At 60.1% G+C, this 15094-nt stretch carries 18 protein-coding genes; 10 read left to right on the top strand and 8 right to left on the bottom strand.

Translation table 11 applies throughout. From position 1 onward, the window contains the following. The first annotated feature begins 41 nt into the window (after positions 1 to 41). A complete protein-coding gene (locus tag DXT88_RS09605) occupies positions 42 to 287 on the top strand; it encodes a hypothetical protein (RefSeq protein WP_265212995.1) in 246 nt (81 codons plus the stop codon). Between the two features lie 100 nt (positions 288 to 387). On the opposite strand, the gene DXT88_RS09600 is transcribed toward DXT88_RS09605, so the two are convergent. Beyond that, entirely contained in the window at positions 388 to 630 is a 243-nt protein-coding gene (locus tag DXT88_RS09600) for a hypothetical protein (RefSeq protein WP_265212993.1), read from the bottom strand. Next, entirely contained in the window at positions 621 to 1388 is a 768-nt protein-coding gene (locus tag DXT88_RS09595) for a sulfite exporter TauE/SafE family protein (protein ID WP_407649299.1), read from the bottom strand. Before DXT88_RS09595 ends, DXT88_RS09600 begins: the two co-directional genes overlap by 10 nt. A 136-nt stretch (positions 1389 to 1524) precedes the next feature. Between DXT88_RS09595 and DXT88_RS09590 the strand changes: the two genes are divergently transcribed. Further along, positions 1525 to 2430 carry a LysR substrate-binding domain-containing protein gene (locus tag DXT88_RS09590; protein ID WP_265212991.1) on the top strand — a complete coding sequence of 302 codons (906 nt, stop codon included), beginning with the start codon at positions 1525 to 1527 and terminating at the stop codon, positions 2428 to 2430. Here the strand turns inward: DXT88_RS09590 and pgeF are convergent. Together pgeF and DXT88_RS09580 are read right to left on the bottom strand one after the other, a co-directional pair. Beyond that, the gene (pgeF, locus tag DXT88_RS09585; protein ID WP_265212989.1) at positions 2423 to 3172 is read right to left on the bottom strand and encodes a peptidoglycan editing factor PgeF; all 750 of its coding nucleotides are present in this window, start codon (positions 3170 to 3172) and stop codon (positions 2423 to 2425) included. The genes DXT88_RS09590 and pgeF overlap by 8 nt on opposite strands. Positions 3173 to 3178: 6 nt before the next feature. Then, positions 3179 to 4237, bottom strand: coding sequence for an RluA family pseudouridine synthase (locus DXT88_RS09580; protein ID WP_265212987.1), 1059 nt, complete (start codon positions 4235 to 4237; stop codon positions 3179 to 3181). A gap of 63 nt (positions 4238 to 4300) precedes the next feature. On the opposite strand from DXT88_RS09580, the gene DXT88_RS09575 reads away from it, so the two are divergent. Next, positions 4301 to 5101, top strand: coding sequence for an outer membrane protein assembly factor BamD (locus DXT88_RS09575; protein ID WP_265212985.1), 801 nt, complete (start codon positions 4301 to 4303; stop codon positions 5099 to 5101). Positions 5102 to 5176: 75 nt separating this feature from the next. On the opposite strand, the gene yaaA is transcribed toward DXT88_RS09575, so the two are convergent. Then, a complete protein-coding gene (yaaA, locus tag DXT88_RS09570) occupies positions 5177 to 5953 on the bottom strand; it encodes a peroxide stress protein YaaA (RefSeq protein WP_265212983.1) in 777 nt (258 codons plus the stop codon). 341 nt (positions 5954 to 6294) lie between these two features. Here yaaA and DXT88_RS09565 point away from each other — a divergent pair, with 341 nt between their 5' ends. The 7 genes from DXT88_RS09565 (at position 6295) to DXT88_RS09535 (ending at position 13047) form a co-directional block, all read left to right on the top strand. Continuing rightward, the gene (locus DXT88_RS09565; protein WP_265212981.1) at positions 6295 to 8013 is read left to right on the top strand and encodes a methyl-accepting chemotaxis protein; all 1719 of its coding nucleotides are present in this window, start codon (positions 6295 to 6297) and stop codon (positions 8011 to 8013) included. Positions 8014 to 8330: 317 nt separating this feature from the next. Then, entirely contained in the window at positions 8331 to 8618 is a 288-nt protein-coding gene (locus DXT88_RS09560) for a hypothetical protein (protein WP_016832962.1), read from the top strand. Further along, the gene (locus DXT88_RS09555) at positions 8608 to 9144 is read left to right on the top strand and encodes a putative toxin-antitoxin system toxin component, PIN family (protein ID WP_265212978.1); all 537 of its coding nucleotides are present in this window, start codon (positions 8608 to 8610) and stop codon (positions 9142 to 9144) included. Before DXT88_RS09560 ends, DXT88_RS09555 begins: the two co-directional genes overlap by 11 nt. A 115-nt stretch (positions 9145 to 9259) precedes the next feature. Then, positions 9260 to 10420, top strand: coding sequence for a pyridoxal phosphate-dependent aminotransferase (locus DXT88_RS09550; RefSeq protein ID WP_265212976.1), 1161 nt, complete (start codon positions 9260 to 9262; stop codon positions 10418 to 10420). A 28-nt stretch (positions 10421 to 10448) separates the two neighbouring features. Further along, on the top strand, positions 10449 to 11156 hold the full coding sequence (locus tag DXT88_RS09545; RefSeq protein ID WP_265212974.1) for an enoyl-CoA hydratase-related protein: 708 nt from the start codon (positions 10449 to 10451) through the stop codon (positions 11154 to 11156). A gap of 282 nt (positions 11157 to 11438) precedes the next feature. Further along, positions 11439 to 12131: a glutathione binding-like protein gene (locus tag DXT88_RS09540; RefSeq protein WP_016832958.1), complete on the top strand. Its 693-nt coding sequence runs from the start codon at positions 11439 to 11441 to the stop codon at positions 12129 to 12131. Positions 12132 to 12303: 172 nt separating this feature from the next. Further along, positions 12304 to 13047 (top strand): NAD-dependent epimerase/dehydratase family protein, encoded by a 744-nt coding sequence (locus tag DXT88_RS09535; protein WP_265212970.1) that lies wholly within the window; start codon positions 12304 to 12306, stop codon positions 13045 to 13047. A gap of 31 nt (positions 13048 to 13078) precedes the next feature. Here the strand turns inward: DXT88_RS09535 and DXT88_RS09530 are convergent, their stop codons facing one another. The 3 genes from DXT88_RS09530 to DXT88_RS09520 form a co-directional block, all read right to left on the bottom strand. Beyond that, positions 13079 to 13531 carry a MaoC family dehydratase gene (locus DXT88_RS09530; RefSeq protein WP_265212968.1) on the bottom strand — a complete coding sequence of 151 codons (453 nt, stop codon included), beginning with the start codon at positions 13529 to 13531 and terminating at the stop codon, positions 13079 to 13081. Between the two features lie 114 nt (positions 13532 to 13645). Beyond that, the gene (locus DXT88_RS09525; protein ID WP_265212967.1) at positions 13646 to 14296 is read right to left on the bottom strand and encodes a CoA transferase subunit B; all 651 of its coding nucleotides are present in this window, start codon (positions 14294 to 14296) and stop codon (positions 13646 to 13648) included. A 12-nt stretch (positions 14297 to 14308) separates the two neighbouring features. Continuing rightward, entirely contained in the window at positions 14309 to 15013 is a 705-nt protein-coding gene (locus DXT88_RS09520; RefSeq protein WP_265212966.1) for a CoA transferase subunit A, read from the bottom strand. Between the last annotated feature and the right edge of the window lie 81 nt (positions 15014 to 15094).

Raw genomic sequence — 15094 nt, 5'->3', positions numbered from 1 at the left:
TGTTACGGTTTGTCGCTCAGTCTGTGAAACCAGAAACCACAATGTACATCGTCGCAATCGCATGGTTATATGTCGTCTTCATGATGTCGATTACCGAACAGTCGGTCACTGCAGGAATCATGACGTTTTTCCTGTACGGCGTATTTCCCTTGACAATTGTTTTATACCTGATGGGTACACCGCAACGCAAGCGGAATCGTCAAATCCGGGAAAAATCGAAAGCGGTGCGCGAGGCAGGACAAGGCCCGGAAAACGAGACCGTGCAGGATCGGAAAAACGAGTCCTGACACGCAATGAGAAATTCGCCGCCATACCGACATGAGGCGCGAGAATTACACGGCAGCGCAAAACCGCCAATAGAAGAAATACGAAAGTTGGAGATCGTGTTCAGCTACGCGTAAATGGCATATTCGCCGCATGCAGCGCAAGGAATTCCATTAGCGCGTCCTCGATACCGTTGCTGCGCCAGCGCGGCACAACATAGATGATCGCAGCGCCGGTCCGCCCATCCATCCGCAGGGCGCAATTTTCCACATCAAGCGCACCGACGATTTCCAGTCCAAGCCTGGCGTAAACGCGCAAGCCATCCGTACGCGTTTCGACGTCGAACTGCAAATTCGTCAGCGCCATAGATGTGAGCTCAGGTGCAGTCCCAGCAGCAGCAAACCGATGAAGAAGCAGCGGCGAAACAGCACTGCCGAGATCTTCCCGCGCAACCACTGTCCGATGAACATGCCGCCCAGCGCCGGCGCCAGCGCCATCGCCGAAATCGCCGCGCCTTCCATCTGCAACGCGCCGCCTTGCGCAAGTCCGGCCGCCATGGCAATCGTCGACACCGTGAATGACAAACCCAACGCTTGAATGAGTTCGTCTTTTTCCAGGTTGAGCGCCTGCAGATACGGCACCGCAGGAATCACGAATACCGCCGTCGCTGCAGTGACAAATCCAGTGGTCAGACCGATCAGCGGCGACAGATATTTTTCGCTGCCGGCATTGACCGAAAATTTCACTGCCGCCAATCCCGACACGGCATACACGACCAGCGCCACGCCGAGAAAAACCGTCGCGCGCCCGCCTGCGTCGGTCGCCAAAACACTGGCGCCCAGCAGAGTACCGACAAAGATCCCCAACAGCATCAGCCAGAGCCGGCGCAACAGCCACATGAAGCGTCCGCCGGCCAGCAATTGCCAGACATTGGTCACCAGTGAAGGCACGATCAGAAGCGCCGCCGCCTGCAACGGCGGCATAAACAAACCCAGCAAGCCCACTGCAACGGTCGGCAAACCCAGTCCGACCACGCCTTTGACGAAACCTGCCAGCAGAAAGATGGCGGCAACGGCGGACAGCAACATGAAATGGGCGGCATCAAAAGACAAGCTGGTCGGCACGGCGGCTCCTCGGGATTCATTCAACAATGCGCCAAGTCTGCCAGCTATCGTCATGCGGGAAAATCTGGGATACACTGAGCCAGCCTTCGTTGCTGCCGAAGGCTGGCCCGCCAACTCCATCCGTAAATCCGCCATCATGAGCACACGTCTTGACCTGAGCGACCTGCGGCTATTTCTGCATGTCGCGGAAACCGGCAGCATCACCGCCGGCGCCGATCGTTCGCATCTCGCGCTGGCATCCGCCAGTGCGCGCATCCGCAGCATGGAAGACGCACTCGGCGTGGCCTTGCTGCTGCGCGAACGGCGCGGCGTGCGACTGACCGAAGCCGGACGCGCTCTGCTGCACCACGCCCGCACCGTGCACCAGCAAATGGATCGGCTGCGCGACGAGCTCAGCGAGTATGCGCACGGCCTCAAAGGCCACATCCGCCTGCTCGGCAACACTGCGGCCATCAGCGAATTCCTGCCTGATGCGCTGGGAACATTCCTGGCGCAAAACCCGTATATCGACATCGATCTGGAAGAACGGCTCAGCCACGAAATCGTCCAGGCCATCGTCGACGGCGTCGCCGACATCGGCATCGTCGCCGACTCAGCACCGACCGGCCCGCTGCAAACCATTCCCTTCCGTCAGGACCGGCTGGTCGCAGTGCTGCCACGCAAGCACGCACTGGCGCGCCGCAAGACGTTGCAATTCGCGGAACTCGCGGACAAGAATTTTATTGGACTGAGCAACGGCAGCGCGCTGCAGGAGCATCTGGCCGGTCATGCGCTGCGCGCCGGCAAACGCCTGCAATATCGCGTCAGGCTGCGCAGCTTCGATGGCATCTGCCGGATGGTGGAACGCGAAGTGGGCATTGCCGTGATTCCCGAAACAGCGGCTTTGCGCTGCAAGCAAACCATGGAAATCAACTCCATACCGCTCAGCGATGCATGGGCGAAACGGCAGTTGCTGATTTGCGTGAGAAGTCGCGAGGAGTTGCCGGGACATACCCGGCAGTTACTGGAACAATTGACGGGACCGGATGTGGCGGCTACCTGAGCCAGATAAGCGAAGCCATGCGGCCGGTCTGCTTGTCGCGCCGATACGAATAGAACCGCTTGTCGCTGACGGTGCAGAAGCTGCCGCCCGCAACCCGCCGCACGCCAACCTGCTCCAGCCGCTGGCGCGCCAGCTGGTAGATGTCCGCCAGGAATTTTCCTTCGCGTCCGGCGATGGCCGCGAACGCTGAACGGCTTGCGGGATCGTGCGCGGCAAACGCCTCGAGTACATCCTGACCGACTTCAAATTGCTGAGGACCGATGGCAGGTCCCAGCCAAGCGCTGATTTCGCCGGCGCCGCGGCCGCGCATGGCGGACACGGTGTTTTCCAGCACGCCGCCGGCCAATCCGCGCCAGCCTGCATGCGCTGCGCCGACCACGCTACCGGCAACATCGCACAGCAATACCGGCAGGCAATCCGCCGTCATCATGACGCACACCGCTCCGGGCTCACTGGCAATGCAGGCGTCGGCATCAGGCGCACCCTGCACCTGCACCGCATCAGCGACATTGACGCCATGCACCTGCGTCAACCAGGAAGGTTCAGCGGGCAGAATACTGCGCAATAATGCGCGATTGCGCTGCACATGCGCAGGCTCGTCTTGCACATGCACTCCCAGATTCAAGCCGCCCCCACCTTGTCCGTCGCCATACGGACCCTGGCTGAAGCCGCCGCTGCGCAATGTCGACAACGCGCCGACGTTGGCAGGAATACCGGTCCAGTCGGGAATCAGCAGTTCCATGCGATCCTAGTCCTCGAGCGCCGCCAAGGATTTCACGTCGATACCGGCGCGTTCCAGCAATTCGGTGAAATCCTCCGGCAAGCCGACTTCCCATTCCACCTGCTTGCCGGTGGCCGGATGGATCAGGCCAAGTTTCCAGGCTTGCAAAGCCTGCCGCGGGAAGAAAGGCATCAAGTGCGACTTGCCGTACAAGGCATCGCCGACCAAGGCGAAACCGAGAGACTGCATATGGACGCGGATCTGATGCGTGCGCCCCGTTTCCAACTGGCAACGCATCAGGCTGACGGCGCGGCCGTCGAGCGCGCCCACGGCAGCGCGGCGATAGTGCGTGACCGCCGGCTTGGCCGTCATGCTCTCGGAAACCGCCATCTTGATGCGGTCGCGCGGATGGCGCGCCATCGCCGCATCGATCGTGCCGGACAACTGCGGCATGCCCCAGACCAGCGCCAGATATTGGCGTTTGACGGTGCGCGCCTGCAACTGGCGCACCAGGTCGGTCTGCGCCGCCAGCGTCTTGGCCACCACCATGAGGCCGCTGGTGTCCTTGTCCAAACGATGGACGATGCCCGCGCGCGGTACGCCGGCCAGCGCCGGACAGTGATGTAATAAACCGTTAAGAAGCGTGCCCGACCAGTTGCCGGCCGCCGGATGAACCACCAGCCCGGCCGGCTTGTCGATCACCATGATGGCCTTGTCTTCATGGAGGATGCTCAAGTCCATCGGCTCCGGCTGGAAGGCGTTGTCTTCGGGCGCGGCCTGCGGTGTAATGATCACAGTTTCATCGCCAAGCACCGTCATTTTGGTGCGGGCGGGATTGCCGTCGACAGTGACGTGACCGCCTTCTATCCATTGCTGGATGCGGCTGCGCGAGTATTGCGGCACCAGTCCCGACAAGACTTTGTCGAGCCGGACGCCGCAAGCGTCATCGGTCAGCTTCAGGGTTATGGGTTCGGCACCATCGGTAAATTCCTCGACGACTTCATCGAGTGAATCATCTCCCTCGGGTATTTCAACAGGTTCGGTTGCAAATGCTTTAACAACCTTAGGGGGAGTGGTACGTGACATCAGCTATAATCAGTGGATTGAAATTTCTTGTTTCTTTGCACCCGCTCAAACTGCTCATACGTCATGCAAAAAATCTTATTGAAGTTGCTTACCGTCGCATTCATCCTTTCATTGTCGGCTTGTGGCTTGCTACCGGAACAGAAAGACGAGACGATTGGCTGGTCTGCGTCCAAATTATACTCGGAAGCCAAGGACGAGCTGACCGCCGGCGGTTACGAGAAGTCAATCAAGTACTTTGAAAAGCTCGAATCGCGCTATCCGTTCGGCACCTATGCGCAACAGGCGCAGATGGACATCGCCTACGCGTACTACCGCCTGAACGACCAGCCGCAGGGCCTGGCGGCGGTTGACCGCTTCATCAAGCTGCATCCGAACCATCCCAATGTCGACTACATGTACTACTTGCGCGGACTGATCAATTTCAATGATCGGACCAGCATCTTCGACACTTTCACCGATCAGGACAATACCGAGCGCGATCCCAAGGCAGTGCGCGACGCCTTCGACTCGTTCAAGTTGCTGGCCGAGCGCTTCCCGGACAGCACCTACACGCCGGACGCCCTGCTGCGCATGAAATACCTGGTCAATTCGATGGCGCAATACGACGTCCACGTGGCCAACTACTACCTCCGCCGCGGCGCCTATGTCTCAGCCGTCAACCGCGCCCAGGCTGCGGTGAAGGAATATCCTGATGCGCCGGCCGTTGAAGAAGCCTTGTTCATCATGATGCGCGCCTATGAAGCCATGGGCCAGAAACAACTGCGCGACGACACCGAGCGCGTGATCCAGGCAACTTATCCGAACAGCCCCTACTACACCGGCGGCCCCAAGGCCAAAGACAAGCCATGGTGGAAGATCTGGTAAGCACAGCGCCACCGTACTCATGAAAAAGCCCCGCAATGCGGGGCTTTTTCATTGCGCGGATAGTCGTCGGCGCGCTTATTCAGCCATGCGCCGGCGGAACACCCATGAGGTTTCGCTGGACGCGGATTCATCGAACGCGTAACCGTCGAGATCGAAGTTCTTCAGCTTTTCCGGCTGGTTCACGCCCTTCAGCGCCGCGTAGCGCGCCATCAGGCCGCGTGCGCGCTTGGCGTAGAAGGAAATGATCTTGTACTTGCCGCCCTTCCAGTCTTCGAACACGGGCGAAATCACCTTGGCTTCGAGCACTTTCGGCTTGACCACCTTGAAATACTCTTCCGACGCCAGGTTCACCAGCACCTTGGACTTGTGCCCTGCCAACTCACCGTTGAGCGCCTTGGTGACGTCTTCGCCCCAGAACGCGTACAAATCCTTGCCATGCGGGTTTGGCAGCCTGGTGCCCATTTCCAGGCGATACGGCTGCATCAGATCCAGTGGTCGCAGCGCGCCATACAGGCCGGACAGAATACGCACGTGCGACTGCACGTAATTCAGTTGCTTGACGGAAAGCGAAGCCGCATCCAGGCCTTCGTAGACGTCGCCATTGAAGGCCAGCACCGCCTGCTTGCTGTTCTTGCTGGTGAACTTGCGTGACCACGAAGCGAAGCGATCGGCATTGAGGGTCGCCAACTGGTCCGAAATTCCCATCAGCGTGGCGATCTGCGCCGGCGACTTTTGCTTCAGGATCTCAATCAGTTCTGCGGAACGTGCAACAAAATCGGGCTTGGTGTGGATGTCGGTGGTTGCGGGGGTGTCGTAGTCGAGGGATTTGGCGGGCGATAAAACAATCAGCATAGAGGGTCCTGTTAATTTTTTCGACATCATACCGAAAGCGTCGCCAGTCGTCCTCGGGAGCGCATTCATTGACGCAAAAGCGAGTGGTGTGCACTGTCGGTCGCTACCGTCGACGCCCGCGGCGAGCCGGTGTTGCTATTCCGCCAAAGCCGAAACTATTCCTCCCCGCCCGCTGAACTTTTTCATAGAATGAATGTTCATGCCATGCGCGGCATGGCCATACAACGACAATAACTCAAGCCCCTCCCGATACGGAATTTGCACCAATAACAAGCAGTGAACATTGCATTGCCGCGGCGAGATCAACGATCAGCCGTCACATCCATCGACACGGAGGCTCTATGAAATGGTTCTATGATTTGCAAATTTCCAAAAAGCTGTTGATTTCCTTCATCCTGGTGCTGGCGCTGACCAGCGCGCTCGGCGCCTTCGCCATCGTCCAACTCGGCAAGGTCAACCAGGCCTCCACCGACATTGCGGGCAACTGGCTGCCCAGCGTCAGAACCTCCCTGGAGCTGAAGATCCTGCTGATACGCATCCGTTCCGTCCAGCTGCAGCACGTGCTCTCCTCCACTGAAGCCGATTTTGCGGCCAACGAAAAACTGCTCGACGACATGGTCCCGGCCATGAAAAAGAAACTCGCCGACTATGAAAAGCTGATCGACACCGACATCGAAAAAGCCGTCTACCCCCAACTGGTGAAAAACTTCGACGCCTTCCTGGCGTGGCAAAAGAAGATTCTCGACCTCTCGCGCCAGGACAAGAATGAGGAAGCGCGCGAAGTCATCATGAAAGACGCCACACCGATCTACCTGGCGATGTTCGCCAATACCGACAAGCTCGTCGCCGCCAATCAGGAAGGCGCCGACCTCGCCGACAAATCCGCCGAAGCCACCTATGATTCTTCGCGCATCATGATCGTCGCCATGCTGGCGGCCTGCATCGCGCTCGGCATGCTCATGGCGATATGGGTTGCGCGCATCGTCTCAAATCCGCTGCGCCTCGCGGTGAATGTGGCGCAGCGCGTCGCCGACGGCGACCTCACTGCCGACATTCGCCCATCCAGCAAGGATGAGACCGGGCAGTTGATGACTTCGCTCAAGGCCATGAACGACAGTCTGTTCAAGATCGTCAGCCAGGTGCGCCAGGGCACCGACACCATCGCCACCGCTTCCAATGAAATCGCGGTCGGCAACCTCGACCTGTCCAGCCGCACCGAGCAGCAGGCCAGCTCGCTGGAAGAAACCGCTTCATCCATGGAGGAACTCACCTCCACCGTCAAGCAAAACGCCGACAACGCGCGCCAGGCCAATCAGTTGGCGGTGTCGGCTTCGGAAGTCGCGATCCAGGGCGGCAGCGTGGTGGAACAAGTGGTCGACACCATGGGTTCGATCAACGATTCGTCGAAGAAAATCGTCGACATCATCAGCGTCATTGACGGCATCGCCTTCCAGACCAACATCCTCGCATTGAATGCAGCGGTCGAAGCGGCCCGCGCCGGCGAGCAGGGCCGCGGCTTCGCGGTCGTGGCCAGCGAAGTGCGCAGCCTGGCGCAGCGTTCGGCTTCCGCCGCGAAGGAGATCAAAGCGCTGATCGACGACTCGGTGGAAAAAGTCGACGTCGGCAGCAAGCTGGTGGCGCAAGCCGGCTCCACCATGACCGAAGTGGTCAGCAGCGTCAAACGCGTGACCGACATCGTCGGTGAAATCACCGCGGCCAGCCAGGAGCAAAGCGCCGGCATCGAAGAAGTCAACCAGGCCATCACGCAGATGGACGAAGTCACCCAGCAGAACGCCGCGCTGGTCGAAGAAGCTGCCGCCGCTGCGCAATCACTGCAGGACCAGGCTGCAAAACTGGCGGAAATCGTCAGCGTGTTCAAACTCGACGACGCGCAGGCAAAGCCCTCGCCGGTTTCCGTGGTCAGCGCAAGCCGGCCGCGGCCGCCGGTGTTTGCCGAGGCAGCAGTCCCTGCCCGCCTGCCGGCGCAAAAAGCCGCAGCGGCTCCGCGCCAGATCAAACAGGCGACAGCCGACGACGGCAACTCCTGGGAACAGTTCTGAAGCTCGCCGCAGCGACTCCTCCGCCTCCTCTATCTTCAGCCGTCTGGCCTGCCCTGCAAGCCGCGTCAGTCCGACGCGGCTTTTTTATCGCCGCCGTCTTGCATGTAGAGCAACAGGCGGTGAACAGGCTGGTGAAAAGCGCGGTATTGCATCATTTCCGCCTGAGCAAAACAAGCCTACATGGATTAGTATCTGGGGTATGGAGCAACGCAGGATGAGGACATCGCCCACGCCCCCGACAGATGCAACAGAAAACCGTCGGCGGCATCAAGGACGAGAGCGCGCCCTGCATGATCCGACACTGACCAGGAGGAGATATGAAACGCGACAAAGCTCTGATGACTGACATCCTCACAACACTGTCCACTTTCGGCACCAGCTACGGCGACATTGAGAAGATCCAGACCAATCTCGCCACCCAGAACACCCCGCCCGAGCTGATCCAGCATCATCTGCGGCTGTTGCATGATCGCGGCCTCGTTGCAGTCGACATCCACCAGTTCTGGCGTCTCACCGATCAGGGCTACGACGTAGTCGAAAACGGCGGCAATCTTGCCGACTCCCCTTCTGACACCACCAGGAAAGCCCGCGGTTTTGACAATTAGCATCATCACTTCCCCCGACGGCGCAACGCCCGCCACTGCCGTTGCCACTGCCACTGCTGCCGCTGCCATCACTCCGCGCCGTATTGTTCGTATCGTTCTCGACACCAACGTCTGCCTCGACCTGTTCGTCTTCCGCGATCCGCGCTGGTCGCTGTTGCTGCAAGCCATGCGCGAACGTCGCGTCGAGGCCGTCACGCGCGAGGACTGCCGCATGGAATGGCTGGTGGTGCTGAATTATCCGCACCTGCCGCTCAAGGAAGAAGACAAGCCGGCCATCCGCGCCGAATTCGACAGCCTGATCACCTGCCTGCCCAATGCCGCAGTCAATACTTTCGGCCTGCCGGTCTGCACCGATCCGGATGATCAGAAATTCCTCGAACTGGCGCTGCAATCAGAAGCTGGCGTGCTGATCACCAAAGACAAGGCCTTGCTCAAGCTAGCCAAAAAGACCGCGCGAAAAAACATGTTCGCCATCATGACGCCGCAAGGCTGGCACGCTGCCATGACGGAAGAAATCGCGACATAGCGCTGCACGAACCGACGGACTGCCACGTCAGCGCCGTCGATTTGCACCAAGCGAGTGCCGCCGCTGGAAATCCGGCTAAAATGCTTTCTTTCCGCTTTCTTCCAGATTCATCTCCATGAGCCAGCCAGCCAACATCGTCTCCAAACTGCCCCGGGTCGGCACCACCATTTTCACCGTCATGTCTGCGCTTGCGAGCGAGAAAGGCGCGGTCAATCTGGGCCAGGGGTTTCCCGATTTCGATTGCGATCCGGCCCTGGTCGACGCCGTCACGAGCGCCATGAAAACCGGCCTGAATCAATACCCGCCGATGGCTGGCGTGCCGCTGTTGCGCGAGGCGATTGCGCAAAAAATCAAGACGCTGCACGGCCACACCTATGACGCGCTGAACGAAATCACCGTCACCGCCGGCGCCACGCAAGGCATCCTGACCTCGATCCTGTGCGCCGTGCATGCCGGCGACGAAGTGATCGTGATCGAACCGGCCTACGACTGCTACGTACCCGCCATCGAGCTGGCCGGCGGCGTCCCGGTGTTCGTCCAGATGACGGTCAGCAGCGACGGCTACAGCGTGCCCTGGGACAAGGTCGCCGCCGCCGTCACCAACAAGACGCGCCTGATCATGGTCAACACGCCGCACAACCCGACCGGCTCCATCCTCAAGAAGACCGATATCAACGCGCTGGCCGACATCGTGCGCGGCACCGACATCCTGATCCTGTCCGACGAAGTCTACGAACACATGGTCTACGACGGCCAGGCGCACGAATCGCTGTGCCGCCATCCTGAGCTGGCGCCGCGCACCTTCATCAACTCCAGCTTCGGCAAGACCTACCACGTCACCGGCTGGAAAATCGGTTTCGTCGCTGCACCCGCCGCGCTGACCGCGGAGTTCCGCAAGGTGCACCAGTTCAACGTCTTCACCGTCAATACGCCGGTGCAATACGGCATCGCCGAGTACATGAAGAATCCCGCGCCTTACGTCGAGTTGCCTGCCTTCTACCAGCGCAAGCGCGACCTGTTCCGCGACGGCCTGAAGAACACCCGCTTCAAGCTGCTGCCGTCGGACGGCACCTACTTCCAGTGCGTCGAGTACGGCGCGATCTCGGATTTATCGGAAGCGGAATTCTCCAAGTGGCTGACCACGGAAATCGGCGTCGCCGCGATCCCCGTCTCGGCCTTCTACAACACGCCCAAGGAATCGGGCATCGTGCGCTTCTGCTTCGCAAAAAAAGACGAGACGCTGCGCCTGGCGCTGGATCGCCTGGCCAAGCTGTAAGCCGTCGCAACAATAACAATACCCACTCATGACAGCCGAACTCAAAGCAAGCCGCAACGACGCCACACTGATCCTCACCTTCGCCAATCCCGGCCAGCGCAACGCCGTCGACAGCAATGTCCTGGCGGCGGCGATCGAGACCCTGTCCAAGGCTGAACGCGACGACTCCGTGCGCGCATTGGTGCTGACCGGCGCCGAGCGCGACTTCTGCGGCGGCGTTGAAGTGGGCAAGGATCTGGCGACGCAGATCGCCGCACTGGAAGCCCTGCAGAATCTGATCGACATGTTGCGCAGCTTTCCCAAGCCGGTGATCGCTGCAGTCGAAGGCGTGGCGCTCGACGCCGGCTTTTCGCTGGCGCTGGGCTGCGACCTGATCGTGGCGGGACAGAATGCCGCATTCGGCATTTCCCCGTCCCAGGTCGGCACCTGGGCCGTCGGCGGCGCCGGCTGGTTCCTGCCCAAATCCCTGCCGCCGCAATGGGTGGCCGAAATCCTGTTGGACGCCGCACCGTTGCCGGCAGCGCGACTGCATGGCGCCGGCATCATCAACCGCCTGACATCCGACGGCGACGCACTGGACAAGGCGCTGGCCTGGGGCGAACAGTTGGCAACAACCACACCCGCCGCCTTCGAACAGTTCAAAACATTACTCGCCAGCGCTTCCAGCACGACACTGACGGAATATTTCTCGCTGGAAAGGCATGCTTTGCTGACCAAGCGTCCCGGCGCAATCTGATCCGACCGCGATAACACTAGCTGTAACCGGGGTGGAAGCGTAGTGCGACTGCCCGCAGTTCTTCCCCCTCCTTCTTTCGCCAGGGCTGCATTGTCTTCATCGGGTCAGGAGAACATGTCGCGCAAGAAATAGGTTTCCGGGACGGTCTCGGAAACGCCTCGTCTTCTGCGCGTTTGCAATGCTTCGGCTACACTAGCCCGGCACTTCTCCTGAAGTTTCCAGAGAAGATCCGCTCTCCGCTTGCGATTGTTTTCATCACCATTTCGCCCCATAAGGAAGACCATGATTGACGTATACAGCTGGGCCACGCCCAACGGCCACAAGGTCCACATCATGCTGGAAGAACTCGGCCTGGACTATCGTGCGCACGCCATTGACATCGGTGCCGGCGACCAGTTTGCCGACGCATTTCTGAAGATTTCGCCGAACAATAAGATCCCCGCGATTGTGGATTCGGACGGTCCGGACGGCGAGCCGATTTCACTGTTCGAATCAGGCGCGATCCTGATTTACCTGGCCGGCAAAACCGGCAAGCTGCTCGGCAACACTGACCGCGAAAGATTCAACGTCCTGCAATGGGTGATGTTCCAGATGGGCGGCCTCGGCCCCATGCTCGGCCAGGCCCACCATTTCCGCATCTATGCGCCGGAAAAGATCGAGTACGCCGTCAATCGCTATTCCAATGAAGCCAAGCGTCTGTACGGCGTGCTCGACAAACAATTGTCCAAGACCGCCTACCTGGCCGGCGACGAATACACCATTGCCGACATCGCCAGCTTCCCGTGGACGCGCTCGTGGAAGAACCAGGGCATCGAATTGAGCGAGTATCCCAACGTGCAACGCTGGTTCGACGCCATCAACGAACGTCCGGCCGTACAACGCGGCGTCACCGTCCTGGCCGACAAGCGCAAGGCGCTGACCGACGACAAGGCGCGCGACATCTTGTTCGGCAACTCGCAATACAAGAAGCGCTGATCCGTCCGTTTTATCCTTCGCCGGGCGGCCTCTCGCGTTGCCCGGCATTTCTGGCCATTTCCTGCAGCATCATTTCCAGCCTGATCTTGGCCTAGTCCTTTCAGATTTTTTTGGATCTTTTTGCCAGACGTGGGCGCTCATACACTTGTGACATCAACCACAAGGAAAGATGATGAGCGAAACGATATTTCTGGCCGGCGCAACCGGCGCCATCGGCACCGTGCTGATTCCATTGCTGCGCGATGCGGGCTACACCGTCTACGGCGGCACGCGACGCCAGGCGCGCGCCAATGCCCTGCGCGAACTGGGGGCAGTTCCGGTGATGATCGACGTGTTCGACGCCGACGCGCTCAAGTCGGAACTGATCCGTATCGCGCCATCCGTCGTCATTCATCAATTGACCGACCTGCCCCGCCTGCCAGACCCGCAAGCGCTGGCGCAAGCCGCCGTCGGCAACGCCCGCGTACGCAGCGAAGGCACGCGCAACCTGGTCGCCGCCGCGCTGGCCGCCGGCGCCGCGCGCCTGATCGCGCAAAGCATCGCCTGGGCCTATGCGCCGGGAGACACACCTTATCCGGAAGAACACCCGCTGGACATCGATGCAGAAGGTCTGCGCCGCATCAGCGTCGACGGTGTGGTCGCGCTGGAGACACAGGTATTGCAAACACCCGGATTGAATGGCACCGTGCTGCGCTATGGCCAGTTGTACGGCCCCGGCACCTGGGCCGGCGAACCGCAAGGTTCCAGCCCGGTGCATGTCGCCGCTGCAGCGCAAGCGGCCCTGCTTGCGCTGCAGAACAACGCGTCGGGCGTGTTCAACATCACGGAAGACAACACCGCCGCAAGCAATCAGAAAGCCCGTCGCACACTCGGCTGGAATCCCGCTTTCCGTTCGCCGTATGGTGTCCGATCGTGAACTTGCCGGGTCAATTGCGGCCTTTACGCTATCAATAGCGACGCACGATGAACTCGGCGACGCAGACCGGTTTTTCGGCGTCTTCACGTTCCATGGTGATTTCCCACACCACTTGGGCGCCGCCGGGAATCTCCTCCACCGACTGCAGCACGATGCGTCCGCGCACCTTGCTGCCGACCGGCAGCGGCGACGGAAAGCGCACGCGGTTGAGGCCGTAGTTGAGCAGCATCTTGACGTTGCCCATGGAGATGCACTGTCCCATGATTTTGGGCAGCAGGCCCAGCGTCAGGAAGCCATGCGCGACGGTGCCGCCGAACGGCAGTTCGCGCTTGCTGCGCTCGACGTCGACGTGGATCCACTGATGATCGCCGGTGGCGTCGGCGAACAGGTTGACCTGCTCTTGCGTGACCTCGATCCAGTCGCTGACCGCCACTTCCTGGCCGGCCAGTTCGTGCAGTGCTTCAATGCTTGCTATCTCGCGCATACCTGTCCTTGATGATTCGTTGTCGGGTTGATTCTGCTTAATTCGGATTAACCAAGATTCGTAAAAAAGCGCCGGATGATTGCTCAGCCGGCGCCCTGTTTGCTGCACTTTTCTTTATACCGCGCTGACGTCCAGCACTGCTTCGGTATTCGCGATCACGTCTTCCTTGCTCACGCCGGTGGCCAGCTCGATCAGCTTCAGACCTTGCGGCGTCACGTCGATCACGCCGAGATCGGTGATGATGCGATTGACCACGCCCACGCCGGTCAGCGGCAGGTTGCATTGCTTCAGGATCTTTTGCGAGATGCTGCCATCCTTGCCCTTGGCCACGTGCTCCATCAGCACCACCACGCGACCGACACCGGCCACCAGGTCCATCGCGCCGCCCATGCCCTTGACCATCTTGCCCGGGATCATCCAGTTGGCCAGGTCGCCTTGTTGCGACACCTGCATCGCACCCAGGATCGCGATGTTGATCTTGCCGCCGCGGATCATGCCGAAGGAGTCGGCCGACGCGAAGAAGGACGAGCCGGGAATGGTCGTCACGGTTTGCTTGCCGGCGTTGATCAGGTCGGCGTCGACCTTGTCTTCGGTCGGGAACGGGCCGATGCCGAGCAGGCCGTTTTCCGACTGCAGCCAGACTTCAATATCCTTGGGAACGTGATTCGCCACCAGGGTCGGCAAGCCGATGCCGAGGTTGACGTAAAAACCGTCCTGCAATTCCTTGGCTGCGCGCGCAGCCATTTCGTCTCTGGTCCATGCCATTTCATGATCTCCTTATTTCGCCGCAGCCGAAACCGTGCGTTGTTCGATGCGCTTTTCCGACGTGGCGTTGACCACGATGCGGTGCACGAAAATGCCGGCGGTATGGATCTGGTCCGGGTCGAGCTCGCCGACTTCAACCAGTTCCTCGACTTCGACCACGGTGATCTTGCCGGCCATGGCGACGTTGGGGTTGAAGTTGCGCGCGGTCTTGTTGAAGACCAGGTTGCCGGCACGGTCAGCCTTGTGCGCCTTGACCAGCGAGACGTCGGCCACCAGCGAGCGTTCCATGACGTACTTGGCGCCGTCGAACTCGCGGATTTCCTTGCCTTCGGCGACCAAGGTGCCGACACCGGTCTTGGTGAAGAACGCCGGGATGCCGGCGCCGCCGGCGCGCAGCTTTTCCGCCAGCGTGCCTTGCGGGGTGAATTCGAGTTCCAGTTCGCCGGCCAGGTACTGGCGTTCGAACTCCTTGTTTTCGCCGACGTAGGAAGCGATCATTTTCTTGATCTGGCGCGTGGTCAGCAGCTGGCCGAGACCGAAACCATCGACCCCGGCGTTGTTCGAAATCGCCGTGAGGTTCTGCACGCCGGAGTCGCGCAAGGCCGCAATCAGCGCTTCAGGAATGCCGCACAGGCCGAAGCCGCCGACGGCAATCGTCTGGCCGTCCTTGACGATGTCGGATAACGCGCTGGACGCGTCGGGATAGACTTTATTCATGCTGTCGCCTCTCTTTTCATTATTTCCAGTTGCTGATGGTGCTAAAAACTTGCCGGCTCATTCTAATCCATCTCCATGACG

Source organism: Herbaspirillum lusitanum, assembly GCF_026127345.1.
In the GTDB taxonomy this organism is placed as follows: Bacteria; Pseudomonadota; Gammaproteobacteria; order Burkholderiales; family Burkholderiaceae_D; genus Herbaspirillum; species Herbaspirillum lusitanum.
This window is presented reverse-complemented; position numbering and strand designations above follow the sequence as displayed.

Bases quoted from the DNA above. Each gene is read 5' to 3' on its own strand.
- pgeF (WP_265212989.1), bottom strand. From the start codon at position 3,172: ATGGAACTGCTGATTCCCGACTGGACCGGTATTCCTGCCAACGTCGGC.
- DXT88_RS09600 (WP_265212993.1), bottom strand. From the start codon at position 630: ATGGCGCTGACGAATTTGCAGTTCGACGTCGAAACGCGTACGGATGGC.
- DXT88_RS09605 (WP_265212995.1), top strand. From the start codon at position 42: ATGTACATCGTCGCAATCGCATGGTTATATGTCGTCTTCATGATGTCG.
- DXT88_RS09530 (WP_265212968.1), bottom strand. From the start codon at position 13,531: ATGCGCGAGATAGCAAGCATTGAAGCACTGCACGAACTGGCCGGCCAG.
- DXT88_RS09565 (WP_265212981.1), top strand. From the start codon at position 6,295: ATGAAATGGTTCTATGATTTGCAAATTTCCAAAAAGCTGTTGATTTCC.
- DXT88_RS09550 (WP_265212976.1), top strand. From the start codon at position 9,260: ATGAGCCAGCCAGCCAACATCGTCTCCAAACTGCCCCGGGTCGGCACC.
- DXT88_RS09575 (WP_265212985.1), top strand. From the start codon at position 4,301: ATGCAAAAAATCTTATTGAAGTTGCTTACCGTCGCATTCATCCTTTCA.
- DXT88_RS09520 (WP_265212966.1), bottom strand. From the start codon at position 15,013: ATGAATAAAGTCTATCCCGACGCGTCCAGCGCGTTATCCGACATCGTC.
- yaaA (WP_265212983.1), bottom strand. From the start codon at position 5,953: ATGCTGATTGTTTTATCGCCCGCCAAATCCCTCGACTACGACACCCCC.
- DXT88_RS09540 (WP_016832958.1), top strand. From the start codon at position 11,439: ATGATTGACGTATACAGCTGGGCCACGCCCAACGGCCACAAGGTCCAC.
- DXT88_RS09525 (WP_265212967.1), bottom strand. From the start codon at position 14,296: ATGGCATGGACCAGAGACGAAATGGCTGCGCGCGCAGCCAAGGAATTG.
- DXT88_RS09535 (WP_265212970.1), top strand. From the start codon at position 12,304: ATGAGCGAAACGATATTTCTGGCCGGCGCAACCGGCGCCATCGGCACC.
- DXT88_RS09545 (WP_265212974.1), top strand. From the start codon at position 10,449: ATGACAGCCGAACTCAAAGCAAGCCGCAACGACGCCACACTGATCCTC.
- DXT88_RS09560 (WP_016832962.1), top strand. From the start codon at position 8,331: ATGAAACGCGACAAAGCTCTGATGACTGACATCCTCACAACACTGTCC.
- DXT88_RS09580 (WP_265212987.1), bottom strand. From the start codon at position 4,237: ATGTCACGTACCACTCCCCCTAAGGTTGTTAAAGCATTTGCAACCGAA.
- DXT88_RS09590 (WP_265212991.1), top strand. From the start codon at position 1,525: ATGAGCACACGTCTTGACCTGAGCGACCTGCGGCTATTTCTGCATGTC.